This window comes from Bacteroides ihuae, from assembly GCF_900104585.1.
In the GTDB taxonomy this organism is placed as follows: Bacteria; Bacteroidota; Bacteroidia; order Bacteroidales; family Bacteroidaceae; genus Bacteroides; species Bacteroides ihuae.
In genome coordinates this window covers 954192-979034 of sequence record NZ_FNVX01000004.1, presented here as the reverse complement: position 1 = coordinate 979034, position 24843 = coordinate 954192, and the positions used below count along the sequence as shown (strand labels likewise).

General features: G+C 37.8%; 19 protein-coding genes and 1 pseudogene. 2 read left to right on the top strand and 18 right to left on the bottom strand.

Annotated features, from left to right (window positions below; translation table 11 throughout):
- Positions 1–34: 34 nt before the first annotated feature.
- The 16 genes from tnpB to BQ5338_RS04800 all read right to left on the bottom strand — a co-directional run bounded on the left by tnpB (position 35) and on the right by BQ5338_RS04800 (position 19755).
- The gene (tnpB, locus tag BQ5338_RS04870) at positions 35–409 is read right to left on the bottom strand and encodes an IS66 family insertion sequence element accessory protein TnpB (RefSeq protein WP_071145657.1); all 375 of its coding nucleotides are present in this window, start codon (positions 407–409) and stop codon (positions 35–37) included.
- Positions 410–413: 4 nt separating this feature from the next.
- The gene (tnpA, locus tag BQ5338_RS04865; RefSeq protein WP_071145656.1) at positions 414–782 is read right to left on the bottom strand and encodes an IS66 family insertion sequence element accessory protein TnpA; all 369 of its coding nucleotides are present in this window, start codon (positions 780–782) and stop codon (positions 414–416) included.
- Between the two features lie 94 nt (positions 783–876).
- Positions 877–1503: a type IV toxin-antitoxin system AbiEi family antitoxin domain-containing protein gene (locus BQ5338_RS04860; RefSeq protein WP_071145655.1), complete on the bottom strand. Its 627-nt coding sequence runs from the start codon at positions 1501–1503 to the stop codon at positions 877–879.
- 113 nt (positions 1504–1616) lie between these two features.
- A complete protein-coding gene (locus BQ5338_RS04855; RefSeq protein WP_071145654.1) occupies positions 1617–1802 on the bottom strand; it encodes a hypothetical protein in 186 nt (61 codons plus the stop codon).
- 5 nt (positions 1803–1807) lie between these two features.
- Positions 1808–2845 (bottom strand): Fic family protein, encoded by a 1038-nt coding sequence (locus tag BQ5338_RS04850; RefSeq protein ID WP_071145653.1) that lies wholly within the window; start codon positions 2843–2845, stop codon positions 1808–1810.
- 87 nt (positions 2846–2932) lie between these two features.
- Positions 2933–6043, bottom strand: coding sequence for an SIR2 family protein (locus tag BQ5338_RS04845; protein WP_071145652.1), 3111 nt, complete (start codon positions 6041–6043; stop codon positions 2933–2935).
- 211 nt (positions 6044–6254) lie between these two features.
- On the bottom strand, positions 6255–6896 hold the full coding sequence (locus BQ5338_RS04840; RefSeq protein WP_071145651.1) for a GIY-YIG nuclease family protein: 642 nt from the start codon (positions 6894–6896) through the stop codon (positions 6255–6257).
- 103 nt (positions 6897–6999) lie between these two features.
- Positions 7000–9441 carry a DUF262 domain-containing protein gene (locus BQ5338_RS04835; protein WP_071145650.1) on the bottom strand — a complete coding sequence of 814 codons (2442 nt, stop codon included), beginning with the start codon at positions 9439–9441 and terminating at the stop codon, positions 7000–7002.
- A 7-nt stretch (positions 9442–9448) separates the two neighbouring features.
- Positions 9449–11272 (bottom strand): DUF262 domain-containing protein, encoded by a 1824-nt coding sequence (locus BQ5338_RS04830; RefSeq protein WP_159431306.1) that lies wholly within the window; start codon positions 11270–11272, stop codon positions 9449–9451.
- A gap of 69 nt (positions 11273–11341) precedes the next feature.
- Positions 11342–11485 carry a GIY-YIG nuclease family protein gene (locus BQ5338_RS17195; protein ID WP_394331123.1) on the bottom strand — a complete coding sequence of 48 codons (144 nt, stop codon included), beginning with the start codon at positions 11483–11485 and terminating at the stop codon, positions 11342–11344.
- Between the two features lie 2 nt (positions 11486–11487).
- Positions 11488–14718 carry a type I restriction endonuclease subunit R gene (locus tag BQ5338_RS04825; RefSeq protein ID WP_071145649.1) on the bottom strand — a complete coding sequence of 1077 codons (3231 nt, stop codon included), beginning with the start codon at positions 14716–14718 and terminating at the stop codon, positions 11488–11490.
- Positions 14715–15215: a hypothetical protein gene (locus BQ5338_RS04820; RefSeq protein WP_071145648.1), complete on the bottom strand. Its 501-nt coding sequence runs from the start codon at positions 15213–15215 to the stop codon at positions 14715–14717. The genes BQ5338_RS04825 and BQ5338_RS04820 overlap by 4 nt, the downstream gene beginning before the upstream one ends.
- A complete protein-coding gene (locus BQ5338_RS04815; RefSeq protein WP_078063391.1) occupies positions 15208–16329 on the bottom strand; it encodes a DUF262 domain-containing protein in 1122 nt (373 codons plus the stop codon). The genes BQ5338_RS04820 and BQ5338_RS04815 overlap by 8 nt, the downstream gene beginning before the upstream one ends.
- A 2-nt stretch (positions 16330–16331) precedes the next feature.
- Positions 16332–17516, bottom strand: a complete 1185-nt coding sequence (locus BQ5338_RS04810) for a restriction endonuclease subunit S (RefSeq protein ID WP_071145647.1) — start codon at positions 17514–17516, stop codon at positions 16332–16334.
- A 2-nt stretch (positions 17517–17518) separates the two neighbouring features.
- Positions 17519–18217: a PDDEXK nuclease domain-containing protein gene (locus tag BQ5338_RS04805; RefSeq protein WP_071145646.1), complete on the bottom strand. Its 699-nt coding sequence runs from the start codon at positions 18215–18217 to the stop codon at positions 17519–17521.
- Complete coding sequence (locus BQ5338_RS04800) at positions 18217–19755, bottom strand: class I SAM-dependent DNA methyltransferase (protein WP_071145645.1); 1539 nt, start codon at positions 19753–19755, stop codon at positions 18217–18219. Before BQ5338_RS04800 ends, BQ5338_RS04805 begins: the two co-directional genes overlap by 1 nt.
- 1735 nt (positions 19756–21490) lie before the next feature.
- Here BQ5338_RS04800 and BQ5338_RS17190 point away from each other — a divergent pair.
- Positions 21491–21562 (top strand): annotated as a pseudogene (locus BQ5338_RS17190) (SEC-C metal-binding domain-containing protein); the annotation flags it as partial.
- Between the two features lie 98 nt (positions 21563–21660).
- Here BQ5338_RS17190 and BQ5338_RS04790 read toward each other — a convergent pair.
- Positions 21661–23193: a type II toxin-antitoxin system HipA family toxin gene (locus BQ5338_RS04790; RefSeq protein ID WP_071145643.1), complete on the bottom strand. Its 1533-nt coding sequence runs from the start codon at positions 23191–23193 to the stop codon at positions 21661–21663.
- Positions 23183–23503, bottom strand: coding sequence for a helix-turn-helix domain-containing protein (locus BQ5338_RS04785; RefSeq protein WP_071145642.1), 321 nt, complete (start codon positions 23501–23503; stop codon positions 23183–23185). The genes BQ5338_RS04790 and BQ5338_RS04785 overlap by 11 nt, the downstream gene beginning before the upstream one ends.
- A 218-nt stretch (positions 23504–23721) precedes the next feature.
- On the opposite strand from BQ5338_RS04785, the gene BQ5338_RS04780 reads away from it, so the two are divergent.
- On the top strand, positions 23722–24819 hold the full coding sequence (locus BQ5338_RS04780) for a hypothetical protein (protein WP_071145641.1): 1098 nt from the start codon (positions 23722–23724) through the stop codon (positions 24817–24819).
- Positions 24820–24843: the final 24 nt, after the last annotated feature.

Genomic DNA, 24843 nt, shown 5'->3' with positions numbered 1-24843 from the left:
TAGCCAGATTTATATAAGACTTTTTTTTATTATTTTAAACGTTGCTTTTTGTAGAAGGAATCCATCTTTTACGATGCTTTACTTGTTGTGTATCTATACCTTGCACCATTAAAACTAAATCGCTCCATAGGGTCTCATGTGAGACGGTTTTACCTTCCTGAAAATCTATTTCAGGGAGACAGAATTGTCCTTGTGATAACCTCATATGATAAATGACCAATCCACCGTATTCCATGTGGAGTATTTTCATGGCAGTACAGGGTTTGTTTATAAAAATAAAAGCATCGCCATCCTGCACATCTTTACCCATTTGGTTAGTCACGATGCCACTTAATGTATAGAAACTCTTGCGCATATCTGTAGGATATGGATATAGGTAAAACTTATCTGAAGAAGTAAGGCTAAACATGAGGCTAGGAGTTTAAGTTGATAAGTTGTCGAAGGATCTCTAAATCACCATCAGACTCTAGCTGTAATACAACTCCGTTTGGGTAAACAATCTTTATTTCCGAAGATTTTGCTCTAATAACTTTTTCTTGCTTTGGTTGGATAGCGGTAGCAAGACAGCTTACAGCTTCAGAACTTATTGGAATAAAGCTTTGGGGCTGTTCGATATTAGCAACAGCATTACATTTAAGCTTCTTGGTCCAATAATAAAATCGATTTTCACTTATACCTTGTTCCTGGCAGAAATCACGCACACTGATGTTAGCTTTTAGATATTCGCTATAGAGAATTCTAAAATAGTCTAATGTCCAATATACCATAATCTTTTTAGCCATAAAGGTACGGTACAGTTGACTGTATTAATAAACGGAGTTTACCGAAGGCTTACGTTAATCTCATAGCGAGACATCATTTGGTCGAATAGATTCATTATTTCAATAGATCATATAATAGGTTTAGTTCCTTATTCTTCTTGTGGCTCAATTCTGCACATTGTTTGATTATCTTCAGGTTCATTTTCTCTATAAGTGAGAAATCGCACCTCAAATCCTCTTCCAAATAGATTTGCATAGTCCTTCTTGATTGCAAGCGGAGCCCTTTTGCAGATAAAATCATATCGCAGAGAGCCTTTTCAGGTGTTGCGATCATGTAGGCATAAGCATTGCGAACAACTTCACTACGAACTCCAATAGAAAAGTAAGATGTGTCGGTTTGTATATATTCAAAATGGCCTAAAGAAGTTGTGTAGGTCTTACTACGTTTCATTACAGCGGATTTAATGGTATAAGCTCTTTCGGGGATGATACCATAAAAAGACAAGGCACTCTCGTAAGAGATGTACGACGGATTGTAGAGATGATTGGCTATTAACTCTAAAGAAAGAGGCATCCCTGTTGCTTTGGGAGAGCAAACGTATAAACCCTTCTTTATGCGCATTATTATTCCCGTTGCTTCCAGATATTCAATTCTGTCTTTGGGAGATTTGTAATCTGACAAAGAGGCTGTTAATGTTCCGTAGTTCACTGGAATTATACCGAATTGCTTTGCTATATCCATAAGCGTATGCTTTGCTGTAAAGTACAAACATAGTAATTTTTACGCAGATATTCGGATTGAACCCGATTTTCTATGTAATAATTGCTAGACTAACTCGTGCTAAATTAAGAAACTTAGTATTTCTTGAAGTTATATTCCTTTCTCAGTTCTGCTTGTTCTTCAGGAGAAAGCGAAGTGAAATAAGCCTTCCACCCGGGACAGAAGTTGATGTGCCAACGCCAGAACCGTCCCGATAATGATTTGCGGTTCTTATCATACTTTGCTCGTAAGGAGCATTCGTTACAAGTTTTTTGTTCCATTGTTGTTATCTATTTATTTTCCAAATACCGTTCTTATCAGCACCAACTCGAGCCAAAACCCCACGCTCTTTAAGAGTGGTAATATCCCTACGGATTGTCCTTTCATTTACATTTAAAATATTTGCGAGTTGCAGAATGGTTATGCTTTCATCACCGGCTATTAGCTCAATAATTCGGTGTTCTCTATCAGTTAAGTTTACAGGGACATTTTGGCGGACATTTACAAGGACATCCTTATCTATATTGATGTTGTCATTTGCTATTGAGGTCTGATAATTATGAATCATCTGCTCCAGATTTCTAATGTGTTCATCAAACATAAAATTTCTAAATAACTCTAGATCATCACTTTCACGAGTCGCTACAAGAACCTCTATATATTCAGCTTTACGATCTTTATTTATGTTGGTTGGCACGATGCCAAACTCAAACTGCAACTGATTCATCAACAAACGAGACATTCTGCCATTGCCATCAGCCCAAGGGTGGATGGTTACCAATTGGTAATGAGCATCAAAACTCAATTTGTAACACTCTATAATATCAGTTTCTGATAATGTTTTTCGTCTGTTATTGATTCTCTCGCAAAGTTCAGCTAATTTAGTTGGCACTTTGGAATAATTCATATAAGAACACCCTCCAGTTCCTGCCGTAACATTCAGCAGTCGCAAGTCTCCATTTGCAGACGAAAACTCTCCTAAAGCAGTTTTATATGTAGTCCCTGTATTTTTTAGAACAATAGAGGATAAGCGTTTGAGCATCTCCACTGAAATATTACTATGACTCTTAGCGAACGTAATAGATTGCTCATAAGCAGCTTTTAAATCTAAGTTCATCAGTTGCTCCCCCATAGAACGACCTTTTGCACTAATACCCTCATCAAACAGAAGTTGGTTTTCAATCTCTGTTACCGTAGAACCTTCAATAGCTGTAGAATGGGTAATGAGTGAGTAGAGATAGAATTTGTCGTAATCTATCTGCTGGCCTATGCCCAACTCTTTGAATTGGGATAGAAGGGATACTATTTTCTGTTCTGTGGTCATAATTCCTTTTATTTATTCACCAAACGCTTCATGATATTTCACTATGCTTGTTCTGTTCTTACAATGCATCTGGATTTAAATTAACTATCAAATGAAATATCTAAAATCATATGATTTTGTACCCAAGTCCTCTATTTGTTTACCCATCACGGAAAGTTTTTTTGAAAAATCAATAGTAACAGGTAATGTTTTGTATAATTCAGCACCATTCCAATTCATCTTCGTGAATTTTAGAATATCAGAGGCGACATTCTCTATCGGATCTTTACCCATATACCTTGTTATTAACAATGGTACAGGAATACCTCTTTTCCCTTGATAATAAGTTCTGGAGAACTCCATTGATTCAACAACACCATGAGTCCACAACAAAAAACTATATTCATCAAGTTGAATAATTGTTCCCCTTTCAATTGGGTAACCGTCAAAACCATGTTTGCCAGTTGCTAACTGCTTTAACTTTAGGGCTCGCCAATCGCAGAATTGCTGTATCTGTAATAGTTCAATATTATCTACGCCTGCAAGGGCATTGTTGATTCCTTCCATCTCCTCTTTAGTAAAGCGTGTGGTTTTGTGAATGATAATTTTATTTAGCCCGATAGTTGGGTCTATTCTATTATAAGTGTTCCTAATATTGCTTACCAGCCTAAAGGCATCTTCTGTGCTCATAAAAGGATTCTTATTATAGTATACAGGTTTTTCAATAGGTTGCAATAGGAACTTTAAGCCATTTCCATTGCCATCAAAAATTTGGCTACTGCCCAATACTACTTTATTTTTTGCATTTTGCTTGATTGCATAGGCAAGGCCTACAAAGGCTGTTCCTTCTTCATTTGACTCAGTCCTCCACGGCATTCCATTTGCTTTAACATAAATGCCCAATGATAGCCACCATAGAACCTTGGCTTTATCTTTGTAATTTATTGATTTATCTTCAATAAATTGCACTTTTAAGTTTTTCTTCACACAATATATTTTCAATGAATCATGTAGGTCAAAGTATATATCTAACGTTTTATTCTCTCTGAATTTTTTCCATTTATCTGGAATGTATATTATTACACAATCAAGCTCGCTGAACCTCTCGGCTAATTTATCAATCTTCTTTTTTATTACCTCATAAAATTGAATTGCATTCAAATCAGCAGTCTCCCTATTGGAAATTAATATCACATCTTCACTCTGTGGGGAATTTGGTATAACAAGCTGTTTTTTATAGATATTATCAAAGCCTGGATAATCTTTTAAGTAATCTTTCTCCCATATTGGGATTGAAGGCAACAACAACTGATTTAAGTGAGTTTTGACACATTCGAAACCAAAGTCTGGTGATATAATTCCTAATTTTATTTTAGTCATATTATTACCAAGATCATTATAACTGTTTTCAAGTGTTCCCATCATTTTTAATCCATTTATAGGATGAACCGATTTTTTCGATGAATCTTGATGATGAAAATAGATAAATGGCTCAGCCACTTTACTGCACTTTTCAAAGCAATGAAAATTATCTTGAGTTATTGAGGCGATTGAATAATATGAAGAGAGTTTTATTTCGGAATTGCCTAACTTGAAAGCTATTGGATCTGTACTCTTTTTCAATATTCCGAACCACAACTTTAGTTTCTCTCCATAGATACTATTATATCTATTTGAGTATATTATATTCGAAATATACTGCGCTGTTTCTTTGGCGGGTTCTGTTCCATTGAGATTCTGAATGTGTACGCATGGACAAAGTAAGAAGAATAATTCTTTATTGATTATTTCCACCTTATATTCAAATGCCTCATAAATCACAATTCCTTGCGGTATCTGAAATTGTTTGTATTTATCTCTGATAGAATTAATTTCTGTACTAGATAACTGATGGTTATTATCATAGATTTTTCTGACATTTTGACTTTTCTTGTATAGGGATAATTTGTGTTGGTTTATTAATGATTTTTCAATGAGGTCATAGAGCAACCCCAAAAAGAATGACTCATTAATGTAATAAAATCTTTCTGGTACATCTTGAATTTCAATAGAAGTAGAGGATATTTTCCCAAAAACGTCTCTCACTACTCCTTCTTCGCCCAATAAATATGTATTGCCTTTAGATAAAGCTCCTACTACATTTCTATTTTCAATCAATTCTCTTAATTCTTTCCAATTTGACACACTAGTTTTTGCTACGAAAAAACTAGTGGGATAAGAAACTGCCTTTATAGCATTCAGTAATATGGGAGTTTTTGCAGATGATTGAATGAGTCGGAAAGGTGTTTTTTGCTCAAATTTGATTTTTGCCAAAGAGTCAATGGCATTATTCTCTATCCCAGAAATAGAATATAATTCATATAGGAAATAATCGAATGTATCAATGTATATAAACCCTGAACAGTTGTTCTTATTATTTGCATCATTAACTATTGATATTAACTCGGATGATGGTACTTCTCCTTTGCGCAAGCACCATATTAAGCCTTTTGGAAAAGAGTTCTCCTTGTTTACGGTATCTCGCAGAGATTTTAATACCGATATATCTGACCCAGAATAACCAATAACAATTAGTCCTTTTTGTTGGCAATTGCTGACGAAATGCTTATGTAAACTACTTTCCAGATCTTGCAATTCAGAATTCGTGTTTTGTAATTTGTCATATCTAAAATCACCATGAAGTTTTACTATTTTAGGGATATCATTTCTAAAATTAGATGCAGAATTTGCATCTTTAGTTGAAACTACAGAGCAACTTAACCCATCCATAGAACTGATGGCTTTCTCGATCAAATCATCAAAATTAGTTGTCCAAACCATATGGAATCTGCATCCTTTTATTAATGCTGATATGCAAGAATGACCTATTGATGGTTTTTTGTCTTTAATAATGCAGGTTAAAAAATCTTCTCTTATTTTGGGGTCGGGGTAACATAGTTCAAAATAGTGAGAATATAAATTTTCAATTTTCTTTTCCTCATTACTGTTATAGAAACTTTGAATTAATCGTTTATTGGCTTCTATTCTTAAATCTTTGATTTTTTTACCGTCTATCTTACCTTCTACATTCAATATTTCGCGTTTGAAATACCAAATTAATTCATTTCCTGAAGGAATACCTGCGGCGATTGATGCTCCTGATCCTAGGAACAGATCAAATGAATTTGGAGGAACAACTTTAAAACTTCTTAAAAAAACATTTTTGTCTATTATCTTCATAGTAGCATAATATATTTATTGATTCTGATTTGATACTGAAGCCGTAAAACAAGTGTTAATACTCACAGAATGAATATTTCTTCAGCTACCCAATACTTCTTGTTTTTAATAATTCATTAAAAGTTATATTAATTATGAGATATTTCATTTAAGTACGATTTTTAAATCAGTTTCTGCGGATTATCCCGTATTTATTTAATAATTGTTTATTTTATTCCTCCAACGAGTAAGTTTCATCATAAATATCACGCAAGTTCTTACCATCAAAAGTCCAGTATGCAGTTGGTTGCAGTGCGTGAGTGATACCGAGCAATTGCTTTGTGACAGCAGTTAAGGACATTTCTTCACCTTGATAAGTCACTCGTTTGTCTCCTGATATAGTAATTTCAGTCGTTGGGTCTTTTACAAAGGAGAGTTTAGAACCCATTTCGATACCCATCTCCTTGTAGTTGAGAGGTGGGCGACGAGTGGATTTTATTTTTTCACTTGCTACCTTATCATCTGTGGTCAAGTCATTTTCTATCTCATCAGTTACTTCATTGGTAACGTCTTTTCTGTCGAATAATTCGAGTATTGCCGTAGCTTGTTCGGGTTTAATGCTGAAAAATTCTCTGTTATTATTGATACGATTCGGTTCGAATGCTTTGTGCAGCGCTTTTTCAATTTTGGCACAGTCAGACGCTTTGACCTCACAAGCATATCTGCAATCAAAAGGCACAGGCACACCTGTACTATATAATTCTTTCATTCGAGCATCAATGCTTTCACGGGTTGTCATACCGATTTTAACTAATCCGGGCATTGCCGAGTTGGTGAGGATATATACTATTCCTTTATTGTTTTGAGCACTCATAATTATCCATTAATTAATTCTTCCGCAATTTTCTCCGCTTGTCATTATTTTAATTACTTAGCTAAATAATAGTCGTTAAATACCATCTGTTTTTTATTTTTTTTTAGAACAAGTTAGCGAATTTGGCATGATGTTTTTCCAATTCGTCTTCAAGGTCTTTTGATAATTTATCAATGGAATAGCCGTTTGTTTCGGAATAGCTTTTGGTGTAAATAGTGTACCATTCACCTTCAATATGGTCGGTTGGCTCTGAAATCCCTTTGCCAAAGAGAGTTTGAGCTGAATCCAATGGGATTCTCACATAAATATCACTTCGTGTTATTTTATACGAAAATAATACTGATGATCTGGAATTATAATCTCTAATCAAATAGATATCCCAGCCACGAAAATAACTATCTTCAATATTCAACCATTCGTCACCAGTAAATTTGCAGCAATTTGCTGAAATGAGTTTGGATACAATTTCGTTTCTGTAAGTTGAAAGGAGAATGTTACCGTTGGTCCACCTAGTCTTGTTGAAAAGATATATATGGGATACATCATCGGATGAATAGGTTTTAATTTTTTTTGTTTCTGAGTATTCAAGTAGATTTATTTTGCTATCAACCAACGGATAAATCCATAAAAGGTTATCTATGCGTTTATAATTTGCACAAATTTCGGAAAAGAGTTGTTCGTATTGAGTATAATCTCTACCAATGCAATCTAGAAGAAGGCGGAAATATGGCATCAGAGGACCGTTAATCAAAAAACGCCAATTGTCAAATTTTCCATTGGCAAAAACAAGCCCATCGTATGAACTAACAGCATTCATTATGACATCGTCTCTCTCTGTAATTTGTGCTAATGTAGCCTTGAGCCATCCGTAATTCTTGTCATCAAAATTGGCAGGGAACACATTCTCTGCTTTCTCAAGATGTGCGTTGAAATGAGATAGTTGAGTATCGATTCCTTCGTTAAAAAGAAAGCGGATATTTCCCTTAAAGAGATGGTGAGATTCAGCATAGAGAATACGTTCTTTCCATTTTTCTTTTTTGAAGAGTTGTGCCTTTAAACTTTCTTCTTTAAGCTGAGTACTGAATCGCTCATGTTTGACTTTCTCTTCAGCGAGATTTTGTAAGATATTATCGGAAAATTGTACGGCATAGTTGATAAATTTCATGGATGTTAGCATTACCGGTATACTTCTTAATGAAGGGTCTACAATGATGTTCCATACGAATCGCATCCATTCCTTGTATGCCTCGGCATTAAATTTATCCCATTGGAGAATGAATTGAGTTAGAGCATAGAAGGCAACTCGCTGACGTTGAGTGATATCGTTGCTGTAAAAGGTCCAAATAGAATCCTTCTCCCATATAGGGCGAAGTCCCTGCTCTATTATTGCTTTATTATTGCAGATGGTGTCTAGAATGTGCTCTATATCTTCGGCCTTTTCTTCGGTGAGGATTTTGGCATGATTATCAAATGCATTATATCTGATTGTGCTGTCATTACCCTCGCGGCCATAGAAATATTTGAAAAGATTATCATTAGCGATCTCATTGCCTTCGTACTGTTGACATACTAGATTGCAGAAATAGCGATTAAAGAAGCGAATAAAAAGCGGATCTACAGCCTTGCCTAGAGGATGAACTCTACTTTTCTGCTTGTCCTTTTCCTCAGGGTCGAACGTCTTACTTGTTTCCCAGAATAGATTGGTCCAGTCAATGTCCATCTTTATGGAATATCTCATATGATATAAAAGGCTATCTCTGTTTTTATAGGTTACTTTTTTTTCAGGGAAAGTAGCCTTAAGCCAACCCGTGAAATCGGACTTGAAGTTCTCGAAGTCAGTGAGTTGCTTGCCTCGAGCATTCATTTTAATGTAGAGGTCATCGGTAAGATTGAATTTTTCTAACGGAAGCACAGAGAATTGGAGTAAAGGGAGTTTTTTGTAATAGTTCTTCTGCCCATCTTTGTTTTTTTCATTATAGAGTTCCTCGATACGGTCAAGCATATTAAGCATACCTTTAATTGTCGGATCTTGCTTATAGGCCATGAAAAACCATGACTGATCGGAAATTAAAATTGAAGTCTTAGCGGCTTTGCTAATATCAATATTTTTTTCGCATAGCATATTACAAAAGCGGCGTGAAGATATTCGTGTGGAGTAAGTGAATTTATTTAATAGATTGACAATTTGTCCAAAATGTACCTCGCGCTTTGCCACGTACCAGTGGAGCAAGAAGAGTGTTGTGAGGCGTTGCTGTCCATCGAGCGGGATGAAGATGTTGGCTTTATTAGAATCGGATAATGTAGAACCATAAACGAAGTCCATATCCATTGTTTTTTCGTTTTCGCTATCCAATGTCTCGAATATGTCTTTGATGAATTTCTCTCCATTATTATTAAGCACAGAACTTTTCTTGTCTTCGTCCCAAGCTTTGCGTCCCTGAGCATAATCTCGCTGGATGATAGGTATTTCTATCTTGTCGATCATGCCTTCTTTTGCTTTGTAATCTTCGAGTAGCTCTATGAAGCTATATTTTTGAATATTCATAGTGTAGTTATTTTTCTGTAATAAAATGTTTGAGTATCTCAACCATATGATTATGATATTTATTGATATCCTGATCGCTCCATTTTGTGCGATTAGGGCTGTCTAGATCAAAATATTTCAAAAACACATGTTTTGTGCAGATTGGGATGAACTCTCCTCCCATATCTTTATTGATTATAATTCGTCGCTTGGTTGGAAAGACAGCATTTCCATAACTACGGTTTGTTGCTGAATTGAGCAATGTAAGATTGCCGATTGAATTTTTCATTTTCTCATCATTCTCTTGCTCGCCAGCTCTTGTCCTGATAATCTCTTTAAGTCGGGGAAAAATCAAATCATTGGGCACGTTTTCTGTGTATTTTTCGAGCTTCTCCTTTTCCTCACCAGACAGCTCATCGGCAAGGTCTTTAAGTGAATCTTTAATCCACTGACATCTGTGGTCTTTCTTGATTTCGTTCTCTGTGTATGAATCCACATGCTCAATGTCCCATGATTCTTTCTTGAAAAGATCAAAAGGGAAACGTAAATAGGAGTTTCTCTCCTCTATGGTTGAATCTTTTAAAATGGATTTTCTGACGATATACTCGATGTTAAAGAGTAACAAGAAGTTGCGGATTCTCTGCTTGTTTGCGTTGCAATAAGGTAGGTTTATTTTTCCATTAGAATAATCTACAGTATGCATAGCCTCTTTGATATGGATTTTTAATTTTTTCTCAAATTCAATCTTTGTATTATTGCGGTAGAGTGAATAGATCCCTGCTACAGTTAATTCTCCACAATAGATGAGGAAACCTACATAGTGATAGTATAGCGAGTCCATGTATAGCTCTTTAAGTGTTAGAAAGTAATCCTTAATTTCATTCCAGATTTTCTGAATGCGAAGAGGATTGTCTTTCTCTGAGAATTTGAAAGCAATGAAGCGGAATGTAGCATATAAATCTGTACCATATTTCCTGTTGAATTCTTCTTCTGTAGATTCTTTCTGCGCCACTTCGTACATAATATTGAAAAGATATTCAATTCTAACTGGAGTGTCGGCAATGTCTTTGTTGAGAAAATACCATAGTTTGTCGTCTTGGAGAGCATATTCCATTTGGTCCCATTCAGAAGCAATTTCTATTTGACGGAGCTCTGCCGAAAAAGTCTCAAAATTGCGTTTTCTCAGAAAAAAGGCTTTTATAAGTTCGGCATTTGTCAATGGAATCTTTCCTAGATTGATACGGTTGAATGTTTTGATCGGATCTGTGTCAAGAGTTGAGACTTCATACCAGATCACTTGTGTATTGTACTTGAAAATGGATTGGAAATTATTGTAGTCAAGTTCTTCTTGCAATTCAACCCATTTGCCAATTTCTTTGTAAGCTTCAGATATATAGTAGAAATCGATGTTTGCATCCTTTTGAGCGGAATTCACTTCACTATCCACCAATTCAAGTGACTTGATGAAGGCAGCACTTTCTTCACGAGTTTCGTAGTCCAGTTTAGGTTCTGGAGTCTTCTTCTTGCCTACCCACATCTCATTGAAGTAATGGATGATGAGAGTAATGGTTGTAAGGCGTTGTTGACCATCAATGACCTCGTACCATATGCTGTCTTCTTCATCATATTTAAATTCTCCGTTCTCCTTATAAGGAGTCACAACAACGGGTTGAAGGCAATATAAGTCTCCTTCTTGCTTACTTCTTGAAAATTCAAGGATATCATTCAGCAAGTCGTGAACTTGTTGCTTACCCCATCGATAGCCTCTTTGATAGCAAGGTATAAGGAAGTGCTTACCCAGCAAATCGAAGACGTTCATGAGTCTAGGATTCTTTTCTTCTTCTTCTGACATATTGTTTTGATGTTGGTACATCTATTTTAAGGTGTTGTACTTTTTATCGTTTAAAAGTTTCTTTCTTCTCTAGTTATGTATTTCAATATTATATCTACAGAAGCCTATATATTGGGATATGCTTTCACGGGTTGTCATACCGATTTTAACCAATCCGGGCATTGCCGAGTTGGTGAGGATATATACTATTCCTTTATTGTTTTGAGCACTCATAATTATCCATTAATTAATTCTTCTGCAATCTTTTCTGCTTGCTTCAATACAGTTTCGGTGGCTAATAGTTGCATGTCCGGTGGATAGCCAAAACGTCTCAAGAGTCTTTTCACGGCAACTTTCATTTTGGCACGTACATTCTCTTTGATGGTCCAATCTATGGTGGTATTGTTCCTGATTGTTTCGGCCAGAACAACTGCTAACTCTCGAAGTTTATCCTTTCCAAGTATTTCTAATGCACTATTGTTGTCTGCTACAGCTGTGTAGAAAGCATATTCATAATCCGAAAGTCCTAACTCTTTGGCTACCGTGTCTTGTGCAACAATATGCTTACTTAGTTTTATAAGCTCGTCAATAACCTCTGCTGCCGATAACACTTTATTGTGATACTTCGTTATAGAGCTATCAAGCATTTCCATAAGAGAACGACTCCCTACCAGATTGAATTTTGAACGTGCTTTTATTTCATCGTTCAATAATTTGCGAAGCACTTCTAATGCAATGTTTTTATGTTCCATGCCTTTCAGTTCCAATAAGAAGTCTTCCGAAAGAATGGAGATATCGGGCTTTTTGATGCCAGCCGCATCGAATATATCAACAACTTGTTCTGAAATTAATGCTTTATCTATTACTTGTCGAATAGTCGTTTCGATCTCTTCATCTGTACGTCCGGAACCTGTAGAATCAAATTTGCACAAACGAGCTTTTATAGCTTGAAAGAACGAAACCTCATCTTTCGCATCCATCGCTTCATCGCTGGGAATGGCAATGGCAAATGCTTTGCCCAATGCGTTCACTTCATTTACAAAGCGCTTCTTGCCATCTTCGAGTCCTAATATGAAATCTTCGGCACGAAGTATCCACGAAAGTTTACCTGATATATCTGCACTGAAATAGTTCTCATATTCAAGTCCGTGAAACATTTGAGAAACCACTTCAAGTTTCTCTCGCATAATCTCCACTGCCTGTTCTTGTTGCAATGTAGGATCTCCTTTTCCACCTGAGTCAGAATAGAAAGACAATGCTTTTTTAAGATCGGAAGCGATGCCAAGATAGTCGACTATCAGTCCACCGGGCTTGTCTTTATAGACACGATTGACACGGGCAATTGCCTGCATTAAGTTGTGTCCTTGCATTGGCTTGTCTATGTAGAGTGTGTGCAAACACGGAACATCAAAGCCGGTAAGCCACATATCACGCACAATAACCAACTTCAACTCATCGTCCGGATCTTTCATTCGTTCGGCCAATACCCTTCGTTGCTGTTTAGTGGTATGATGTTTCGATATGTCTGCTCCGTCAGACGATTCCGTTGTCATCACTACTTTAATTACTCCTTTTGCCAAGTCATCGGAATGCCATTCCGGGCGAATAGCAATAATAGCATCATATAACTCCGATGCTATACGACGGCTCATCGCTACAACCATTGCTTTGCCTTCAAAGACCATTTGACGCTGTTCGAAGTGAGTGACAATATCTTTTGCGATGTTTTTTATGCGGTTAGGACTTCCTATGAGTGCTTCGAGCTGCGTCCATTTAGCTTTTGCTTTCTGCACATCATCCATGTCCTCTGTAGCCAATTCTTTGTCTAGCTCCTCTACAAGACGACGACCATCTTTGCTCAGCTCAACCTTTGCCAATCGGCTTTCGTAGAATATGCGTACCGTTGCGCCATCCTCCACAGCTTGGGCTATATCGTATACATCTATATAGTCTCCAAATACGGCAGGCGTATTTACGTCTGTCGATTCTATGGGCGTACCTGTAAATCCCAGATAAGTAGCATTCGGCAAGGCATCTCGCAGATACTTTGCGAAACCATATTTTATTTTAGAGCCAATCACCTCGTCGGCCTCATTCTTAACCTCTACCGTTTTTGCTTTAAATCCATATTGTGTGCGATGCGCTTCATCGGCAATGACTATTACGTTGCTACGCTCTGTAAGGGTATCGTATACATTTACATTACCTTTATCTTTTCCAAGTTGGAATTTCTGTATAGTGGTGAAGATTACACCGCCCGAAGCTACCGTTAAGAGCTCCTTTAGTTTTTCTCCATCACTTGCTTGTACCGGTTCTTGGCGAAGCAACTGTTTAGATCCCGTAAACGTTTCAAACAACTGATCGTCCAAGTCATTGCGATCGGTAATTACCACAACGGTAGGATTGTTAAGCTGTTGTACTATCTTCCCGGTGTAGAACACCATTGATAACGATTTGCCGCTACCTTGCGTATGCCATACCACACCTGCTTTGTGGTCGCCGACGGGTTGGCCTTTTGTCGCTTTCAGTCCATAATGAGCCGGATCTTCCGCCATGCGACTCGGATATCCAACGTTTATACCTGTTGCCCTAATGGTAGATTCCACCGCTTTGTTCACAGCGTAGTATTGGTGATAAGCAGCAATTTTCTTTATAGTCTTTATGGTTATTATGCCTGTTTTAGCATCTTCCGTTTTCGATGTTTCAAACACGGTGAAAGAACGGACTAGATCAAGCAAAGTTGCTTTGTTTAGCATCCCTTTGATTAAAACCTCCAACTGACTAACGAGATTCGATGCTTCTGCCTTGCCGTCTTCGGTTTTCCATGCCATATAGCGGCTATACCCTGCCGATAACGAACCTGCTTTTGCTTCCAATCCGTCCGAAATCACTACTATCGAGTTGTGTGTAAACAACGACGGAATTACCTGCTTGTAGGTTTCTATCTGTCGATGTGCGCTTTGTAGCGTAGCGTTCTCATCCACTGCATTTTTTAGTTCAAAGATCACTAATGGCAAGCCATTCACAAATAGAATGATGTCGGGCCGCTTGTTGTGTCCATTCTCAATAATGGAATATTGATTGGCGACAACAAAATCGTTGTTGTCCGGATGATCGAAATCTACTAACCAAACCCTCTCCCCACGTTCTGCCCCGTCTTTGTAAATTGACACAGGCACACCTTCAGTGAGTAGTCGATGAAACTCCTCGTTGTTGGCCAGTTGGTCAGGTGAAGCTATGCGCTCAACGATCTTTATCGCCTCGTCCTGCGTCTCATGCGGAATAGACGAGTTGATACGCCTTACCGCCTTCTGCAAGCGTTCACGCAATATCACCTCCTCGAAACTTTTTCGCTCAGGCTTCTCGCTGTCGGGCGCAATATCAGGCGCATAGATATATTCGTAACCAAGCCGTTGGAATAGGCTGATTGCGAATTGTTCTATTTGGGATTCGGTTAGTTTGGTCATAAACTTTGAATTTCAGTTTCAATAATGCTTATTGGATTTTTTATTTTGTTGAAATTACTCAAAACAACAGATGGGGTATCAAAAGTTCTAGTAGTACCTATTAGTGTATAAGTATGGGCTGCTCTATTTCTTATTTGGGAATAATCTCTAAGTATAGTTTGAAAATTAGTAAGAGCTAAGACTGGCAATCTATCAAGAATATTCTCCCAATTCTTTATTCCTATAACGATAGAGAACAATTTAAAGGTCTGATTTTCATAATCAAATCCATGATTTTTATTAATAGATGTTCGGATTAATCTTTGATAATTGGTACCATTAATATGATTATCGATGTATTGATATAAAACATCATCAAAGCTTTCCTCAATCCAGCCACAAAATTCTATTACAGCAAGTTTAGAGAAAAGTATAGGCATCTGAGGGTCTGATATCTGTTCACTATATTCAAAATCCAATTTTCTTAATGTGCTTTCAATGTTTGTATAATCAATCACGGCCAAATAATTCTATGGATTTATTAATCCTATCCTTAACTTTGTCTTCTGCCCCTAATCCTTCTCTTAAAGCCTCTTCAGAAAATTCCGGTTGAGTCATAAGAGCGGAATAAATTTGAGATAATCCCTCAGATGTAATATTTGATAATTTATCTTTGTTTATTGCGATTCCGACTAGTACAGCTTCTGCTATATTCTTTGAATCAGGTTTATTGCTAAGTTTGTTAGCTATGTTCAGAGTATCATTGAATAATTCTTCAAAATTGACTATTTGTTCTTCAGGTAAGTCTTTGTTTTCCTCCATATAATCATTCAGAAAGGCTGCTAATTTGCCAGCGTATTCGGAATGTTTATTGTAGAATGCGAAAAATCTTAAAATTCTTTCTTCGTTATTAAAACGCGCTTTGTTGACTTTATCTTCCGTGACATTAGCAAAGGCGTACCAACTTGGTGTTCTGGCAAGTCTTTTGAGTAGTGAATTGAGATTACCTTGAAATATACAATTTCGTATTTCTTGATTGTATAATTTATTACCTCCAGAATTGAGTCTATAAAAGATTTGGAATAGGTATTTCATATGCTCTTTATTGTTATAATCACACCTTATGACAGTAATAGGGATCGTAACATTTTCTAGAACCTCAAAAAGGGAGTTATTTTCTTTCTTTATCTCAGATACTTTTTTGCCAGAAATTCGACTATCAACATCGTCTGTTTTAGATAGTTTCCAATCTTTGTCCGTATCTAAGAATTTGATAATCGAAGTTATGCGTTGTAACCCATCAATAACTAATCTTTTTTGTGTTTTTATATCCAAACTTATGCACATACTCGGAATAGGTAATTGTTTGATTAGACTATCAATAAATAGAGTTTGTGCACGGTTTTGCCAGACTTCACCTCTTTGGAAATCTGGGTTGATGTCTATTTGCTTCTTTTCATACATTCGATATATATCTGCACAAGAACGTTGTTCATTAAATGCGACAATGTCAGGAGGAGGAACTACCGAAGAAGTTGTATCTTGATCTTCTTCGGCAGCTCTTCCTTTTAATTCGGCAAATTCATCCGATGTTGAAATGCCATCTAGCTCAAATAATGTTTGATTTTTCATCTCTATTCTACTTGTATTTCGTTATTCATTAGTTTTGATAATAGTGTATCACGCAATTTTGTGAGTATACTGATTTGTTTATTGTTTAATATTTGTTGCTCAATCATTGGTTGCATTTGCTCAGTCATTATTTTCAATTTGTCATTAGGCGGAACTAAAACCATTGCAGTATCTAAATCGCCACGTTTTATGTGTCCCATTGTGGTTGCGTGGCTATTGGCAATTGACCTAAATTCCTTTAAGTGAAACTTGCACCACATGAAATAAAACCATTTAGGATACTGGTTAGAAGTAACTTTAAACAAATGCTGATTGAGTATACAATCTTCGCCATCCCATATTTTCACTATTAATGAAGCTGACCACGCAAAAATTATATCACCATTGTGAATAAGGTATTCAGAGCCAATTTCTGTTGTAGCCCAATCTGAATATTCAGTAATACCATTGCTTAATTCTTTAATTTTAAGTACAGGCAATTTTTTTATTCCATTTTTAGGGGGAAATTTTTGACAGGCTAAGCCGTTTAAGAAAGAAGCAATTTGGCTTAAAGATTTTTCTTCCCATTCCTCCTGCGCTTCATCAATAAAGTAGTGGCGAAAAAGTGTTTCTGCCATTGACTCGAGTGTGCGGTTTTGACGATTTAATAAATCAATCTTGTGGTCAATACTTGAGAAAATTCCGGCAATAGTTCTTTGTAATGTTGGAGATGGAATTCTCAAGTTTAGCTCAAGAATATCATTTTTTGATATATTTGCTTGATTTGCACTACCAGAAGATTGGTTTGCTAAATAATTCTGAACTTCTTTGTCTTTGAATAGATAATAAATGAAGTCTAAGCAGGTATCACCTTTAGCTATTATCTTGCCAACGCGCTGATTTAGTAAGGAGGGAACATCTAATTTGTATTTTGAAATACCACCAACAACCTGTGTTAAAGCTTGTGGATGGTTACCGGTCATTGCAATAAGTATATCATTTTTTTCCAATAAAAATTTTTCTAATGAATTATCGTACTTATGAAACACAACATCGTTTAAGTTTGCATCTCCACTAGCTACATTCTTTATTTTGATTATAGGTAGAGAATTTTCAACTTGTTCATTAAGAAATTTTGATGATTTGAAAGCGAATCCACTTATTAAATCAATATAATCTCCTATTCTTACATCTTTCCATTCGCTCATCCTTACCCCTCCTCATTTAAAGATTCTATCATATTCCTTTCTTTCTCAATCTGTCGCTTCAATTCTTCTTCGGTAGGTAGATAGAGCAAGTATTTCGATGCAAAAATATTCTTGTTGTCGTTTAATATCGAGTATTTCACAATTGCCTCATTGCGTTTGGAACATAAGATTAAGCCAATAGTGGGATTGTCATCTTCTGCTCTGAATTTCTCTTCATACATGCGCACATAACTATCCATTTGTCCAACATCTTGGTGCGTGAGTTCTCCTAATTTCAAGTCAATAAGCACAAAGCATTTTAGGATATAATTATAGAAGACTAGATCGATATAGAAATCGGAATCATCAAACTGCATTCGTCTTTGCCGGGCCACAAAGGAAAAACCTTTTCCCAACTCCAAAAGGAAAGATTGCATATTGTCTATTAATCCTTGCTCAATGTCTTTTTCAAAATAGGATGAAGCTTCTTTGATGCCCATGAAGTTCAATATATAAGGTTTCCGAATGAATTCTTCTGCGGCAGGTTGTCCTAAAAGTTCAATGGCTTCATTTTTTGCTTGTGTCATTGCGAAGTCTACAGCTTGGTAGGTCGTAGCGCGAGCTGTTTGTATGATGTCTTTTATGGATTGATACAAACTATCTTCTACCTGTCGTCCTTTCTCGTCAGGGTGAATATCTTGTATGGTTTTTAGCTTATCCATTATTTCTCTATTTTAATTTTCGCCAAATTCTCTTTTATCAGTTCATTCAGCCTCATCTCTTCCTTGAGTTGTTCCTCAAATTCCGCTTTCAGTTCGGTAAAACGTTCTTCAAAGTTGAAGTCGTCTTCATCATCGGGCAGACCGACGTAACGTCCCGGAGTCAGCACATAATCTAATTCGGCAACTCGCTCCATCGGTGCAGAGGCGCAGAAGCCGGGTACATCTTCGTACTTACCACCCACATTTCGCCAATTGTGGTAAGTATCAGAGATCTGCTGTATATCTTCTTCCGTCAGTTCTCGGGTGCGACGGTTGATGAGGTGTCCTAAATTACGAGCATCAATAAAAAGGATCTCTTTGCTGCGATTGCGGAAACTACCATTTGTACGGTTTCTACTAACGAACCACAATGCAGCAGGAATTTGGGTGTTCAAGAATAATTTAGCCGGTAGGTTGACAATGCAGTCGATCAAACCTGCTTCGACAAGAGCCTTCCTGATCTCGCCTTCACCGCTCGTCTTTGATGTAAGTGCACCTTTTGACAACACAAAGCCTGCTTGTCCGGACGGCGCAAGATGGTAGATGAAGTGCTGAATCCATGCAAAGTTGGCACTTCCCGTAGGAGGTACTCCATACTGCCAACGCCCGTCTTTACGGAGTTGATCGCCGCCCCAGTCGCTATCGTTGAAAGGTGGGTTGGCGATGATATAATCGACTTTCACGTCTTGGTGCGCATCATTGAGGAAGGAACCTTCATTGTTCCATTTAACCTGAGAGGCATCAATACCTCGAATGGCAAGGTTCATCTTACAAAGTCGCCATGTGGTCTGATTGCTTTCCTGACCGTAAATTGAAATATCGTTTATGCGGCCTTGATGCTCTTTTACAAACTTTTCGCTCTGCACAAACATACCGCCAGAACCGCAACAAGGGTCTAGAACGCGACCTTTGTATGGCTCAAGCATATTGACAAGTAGCTCGACAACACTTCTCGGAGTGTAGAACTGACCGCCCTTCTTTCCTTCGGTAAGTGCAAATTCGCCCAAAAAGTATTCGAAGACGTGTCCGAGTAAGTCGGCACTATTGGTTGATGCTTGCGATAAGGTGCTATTGCCTATAAGGTCAATAAGTTCGCCCAAACTTGTAGGATCCAGATTTTGACGAGCAAATACTTTTGGAAGTACACCTTTTAATATACTATTATCTTTCTCGATGGCATCCATTGCCTCATCGATGTATTTCCCAATCTGAGGATCTTTAGCTTTTGAAACTAAATAAGACCAACGTGCGTCCATAGGGACATAAAACACGTTTTCTGCTTTGTACTCCTCTCTGTCTTCGGGATCTGCGCCTTCGGCTGCTTCAGTTTGCAGTCGGGCATACAGTTCTTCGAACGAGACAGAAATATATTTCAAGAATATCAGCCCAAGTACAACGTGTTTGTATTCGGCCGCATCTATATTTTTGCGTAGTTTGTCTGCTGCTTTCCATAATCTTTTCTCCAATGGTTCTTCTGCCACCTCTTTCTTATTTGCCATATTTTATTTTTCTTCTCTATTATCTTTATCAATTATATTAGCTATAAAACTATACATGTTGTAAAGATATGAAATAATATGTTATAGAGTGGCGAAACAAAAAGATTAATTTTTCACATTTATTTGTTGTTGTTTTACTGGTTATCTGCCTCTTCTGCACAGACAATTCTAGATGAGCAAGCCTTTGATGCATGCCTTATTTGTTTTCTTCCTACGATCTATCCTCACTCTTCGTATAATCTAACTCCTTTTCATAGGAGCAATACGTCGTCACACAGTTGTGTGATCATTGTCACACAACTGCGGGACAATGGTCACACGTATGCAGGACGATGGTCACACAGCTGTGTGACCACTAAGCTTTCCTATTATGATTGCTTAGCTTACCTGCTTTAACTGCTTAATTAAGGGGAGTTGTGGCTTTATTCTATGGTTTCTCGAGGAGATTTGTGTTTAACGCTGTGTTGATGTTGTCGGAAAGTCTCTTTCGTGTTCCTCACAGAATAATTTTCTTTCTCCTGATATAGTTTTTTTGATACAAAAGTCTTATTTTTGTTTGCACATCAAAATAACAACAAATATGCTTAGCGCGAAGTCAGATAAATTTAGCTCCTCTGTGAAATTTGCGGATACCTTAAAACTGAATACGAAGGAAGGTTTAAAGGATATAGCGAGTCTGCTGAAGATTTCAATTCCTTCAAAGTTGAGAAAAGAGGAGTATGCGATGGCTCTTGCTGAGGCTTTTCTACTCTTCCCGAAAGAGTGGTTGACTCTGTTGACGCAATATGAGTTGCTTCTGCTCCGAAAGCTTGTGGATGCGGGTCCCGAGGCTTGTGCGGAAGAATCCGGCATCTTTGCAGGGAACTCGTTGGAACCTTTGTCTATTGCAGTAGTTGTTGATTATTCGGCAGAAGAAGGGAAAGTGAGTTATATGATTTGCGATGAACTGCGCGAGGCCATAGCACCTCATATTGATGAGGTATTGTCTTCTAAAGAACAAGCTGTTCGCTTCACGGTGGAGCAGTATGCTTATGGTATTATCAATCTTTATGGTTTTATCCCTTATCTGAAAATGGTGGAGTTGCTGAATGAGTATTTGCAGGACTCGGTGACGAATGCTGAAATCATTAGGAGCATAGAGAAGTCTTCACTCATAGAACATCTTACATTTGATCTGGTAGATGTCTACAATTCAACTGTTTATGTAGCATCTCCTCTTTTGCTGGACTCCGAAGCGTTGGAAGAAAAGTTGTGCGAACGTCCTGAAATAAAGGATATGAAACACTTTTCTAAAGAGGAAGTGTTTGAAGCCGGAAGGATGCCTGCGCCTCACCTTCCTTGTGCAAGTTCGGACGAGCTGAAAAAATATATGATTGCTCGCTTGGGATATACGGCAGCGGCGGCAGATAATGAACTTCAATTTTTATGGGCCAAACTGCAGGAGGAGGGCAACACAATGTCTTTAATCTCTTCCATCATTGCTGGCAAACTCTCTTCCATGAAGGAAGTGCAAGAAGCGATGGGACTTTTTATCAACTACTGCAACGAATGTCCCCGTTGGTTCTTTAGAGGATATTCTTCTACAGAAGTTTCTGATTTGTTTGGTAAAGGCAAGATGAAGAATACTCCTCCTCGTTTGATAGCGGGCCCTAACATGAAAGCTGCGGGTATGGACATTACTCCTGAGGTACAAGCTGGCTTTGATGATATGTATCAAGATGCTTTTTCCGGACAAAAGGTGGGGCGCAATGACCCTTGTCCTTGCGGCAGTGGTAAGAAATATAAAAAGTGTTGTGGAGCGAATTAGTTCTTGTCTACTTTCTTGCAGATATAGATATGTAGTTATCCTTTTTGCATTCTAAGTTTAAGCCAATTGTAGATATTTTCTGCTTTGACAGGTAAAACTTATCTGTTTCTCAATGCGAGTGGACACAGGTATGTACGAATAAGAGTCTTAATCTTGTTGATGTTCATTTTCGCTCTTCCATCAGAAACTATTTGATTTGCCAACTCACTCTTTCTACCGGCAATATACTTGTATTGCTTTCCATCAATGGTGGCAAACAATTGGAAGTCGTGGTGAGTGGTTTCAATTAGTTTGAAGTCGGACACATGCAAACCATCTTCAGTAGTATAAGGTTGCAGAGTTGTAGGTAGATGGTGCTGCATGTTTGTGGCATAATCCTCAGGGATAAGTTGCGAAAGATACTGCTCAATTCTATCAGCCCAATATGGACTCACTTGATATTTTAAAGCGTGGTCATAAAAATGACTGATGGCAAGTGCTACCTCTGAGATTATTTTCTGTTCGTTCTTGATGCTGTTTTCTTTGGCAAACTGAGTGAGATCACTGATAGTTATATTGTTACTCTTGCCCAGGATTGTTATAGAATGTCCGTTCTCATAAGATGCGCCATCCAGATTGGTGGTGAATGTCACATCGTAAGCAGGTGTAATGTGCCAGACGGCTTTCTCGTCCATCATGAATGAGAAGTTCTTGATATGGTCATCCACATTGGCACCCATCACATTGAATACCATGCGCCGATATTCCTCTACGATTTCTGTGGCTGCGATATTTAGCCGGCGACAGGTGGCAAAGAGTTCTTCATAACTGGTGGCATCGGGACACATGGCAGCCAAAGTTTGTGTATGTATCTTCTTTCCTTCTCTGCGGTCGTAACGCTCTGTAATGAAGTGGTGCTGACCTTCTACAGAAATAAGTTTAGATGGCATCATGTTGATTCCGGCTTCAAGTGCCATCTCATAATAAACCATCTCTATATTGGTGAACGGGAAATCATCGCTTTCGGCAAATTTCAATATATAATAGGTGTATTCCTTGGGCAGTGCTACCTGTCCGGAGCGTATATCTCCTGTTTCACGGTTGATCGCAATGATCGCTTTGGGATGTTGCCCACCGGCAGATGTACCCACTTCATACAAGCTTTGCAGACTCAGTTCTTCTTCAGGGAGTACGATAGCTTCTTCTCTTTCCTCAAATAGCCTTTTTGCAAGTTGATATAGGCTGTCAATCTGAATAGAAGAAGATGTCTCGAGACCTGTAGTAGCTGGAGTAAATTCAAGTGCCCCCATACCTCTTTTGCCGATGAACGACAATTTATCTACCGGAGATAATTGCCTCAAAGGAATGTGGTTTTGTGCAGCCCATTGCTCGAACACTTTGTTACCCCATCTGTCGGGCAGGGAGTCGGCAATAAATGGAGGAAGCCCTTGAAAGAGCTTTTCTTTATTGCCAATGATTGGGAGTCCTTTAGCTGCATTTCCCTTCATAGAAGCTGTTAAAGGTGCAATCTCTATCCCTTTTTTGATAAAGGATGGATTGTAGCTGAAAACGGCTCTACGACTTTTTTCATCCCAATAGAGTTGACCGACTTCTTCTGCATTCAGCACCACGCTGACTATGTTATTTTGCATGCCTTATTCTTTTAGGCTTATTCTTGATAACTTGTTGCATGGCGTATGGTGACATAGGAATTTCCGGCAAAAGTTCCTGTACTTGACCAAGGCAGTCTATCGAACGGAGCAATCCCAAAAAACTGCCCATGGTGATATTATACATCTTTCCGTTTTCGAACTGGCGTAATGTCACCACGCTCATTCCAGCCTTGTCTGCAGCTTCTTGTTGGGTCAGCTGGCAGGACAGGCGATATTCCTTAAACCGCTTGCCTAGTTGCATAACTATCTCCGCATTTGACAACGCCAATATATTATTCTGCTCATTCATATTACAAAGGTAAACAAATTTATGATTATTATACAATAATGGCTATAAAAATCAATATATTTATGGTTATATATTGATTGGTAGTTTGCATTGGATAAAAAATAGATTGCACTATGGAGAAGGTTGCGAGAGCAGTAAAAAAAGAGTTTCTTCCTTTTTTATTGGTTTGTTTAATTCAAAATAATTACTTTTGCCTGCAATTCAAATAATTAACGGATATGCTTAGTTTAAAATCGGATTTCTCCCACCCTTCAGTGAAATTTGTTGATGTCTTAAAACTGAAGTCGAAGGAAGATTTAAAGAATGTAGCGGATTTGTTGGGGGTTTTAATACCCTCAAAATTGAGGAAAGGTGAGTATGCGATGAATCTCGCAGAGGCAATGTTGTGCTGCCCGAAAGAATGGTTGACCCAGTTGACGAGGCCAGAGTTGATGCTGCTCCAAAGGCTGGTAGATGCGGGTTCCGGTTATGTAGAAGATTCTGTTGTCTTTACAAGAAGCACGCTCGGATCTTTTTCTCTTGTAATCATTGATCACTATTCGGCGCAGGAAGGCAAAGTGCGCTATATGCTCTATGATGAGTTGCGTAAAGCGATAGCACCTCATATTAATGATGTGTTGTCTTCTAAAGAACAGATCACTCGTTTCACAGTAGAGCAGTATGCTCATGGTATTGTAAACCTTTATGGTTTTAGCCCTTATCTAAAAGTCATGGACCTGCTGAATGGGTATTTGAAAACCTCGATAACTGAAGAGGAGATTAGTGAAAGTCTGGAGAAGTCTTTACTGATAAAACGCTTTATCTTTAATAAGATAGATCCCTTTCGATCAGAGGTTTGCATTGCATCTCCTTTCTTGTGGAACCTCAAAGATCTGGATGATAAGTTGCACAAACATCCTGAAATAAAGAATTTGAAGCGCTTTTCTAAAAAGGAAGTGTTTGAAGCCGGAAGGATTTGTTCGCCTTACCTTCCTTGTGCAGCTGCAGACGAACTGAAAGAATACATGATGGCGCATTTTGGATATTCGGAAGCAGATGTAGATGATGAAATTCAAACTTTGTGGCTCAATATACAGGAAGATGAGAATGTTCTTTCTATGGTCTCATCTATTGTTAGCAGCCAAGTTTCTTCTGCGCAGGAACAGCAACAAGGTATAAAGACTTTCATGAATTATTGCGACCAATGTCCCCGTTGGTTTTTGAAAGGGTACTCTTCTACAGCAGGCTTTGAGTTGTTTGAAAAAAGAGAACTGGCAAAAAAACCTCTTCGTTTGATGAGAAGCTTCAATATGGATGCTGCTAATAATAAACATTAGTCCTAAGTTGTAGACAGATCTTGA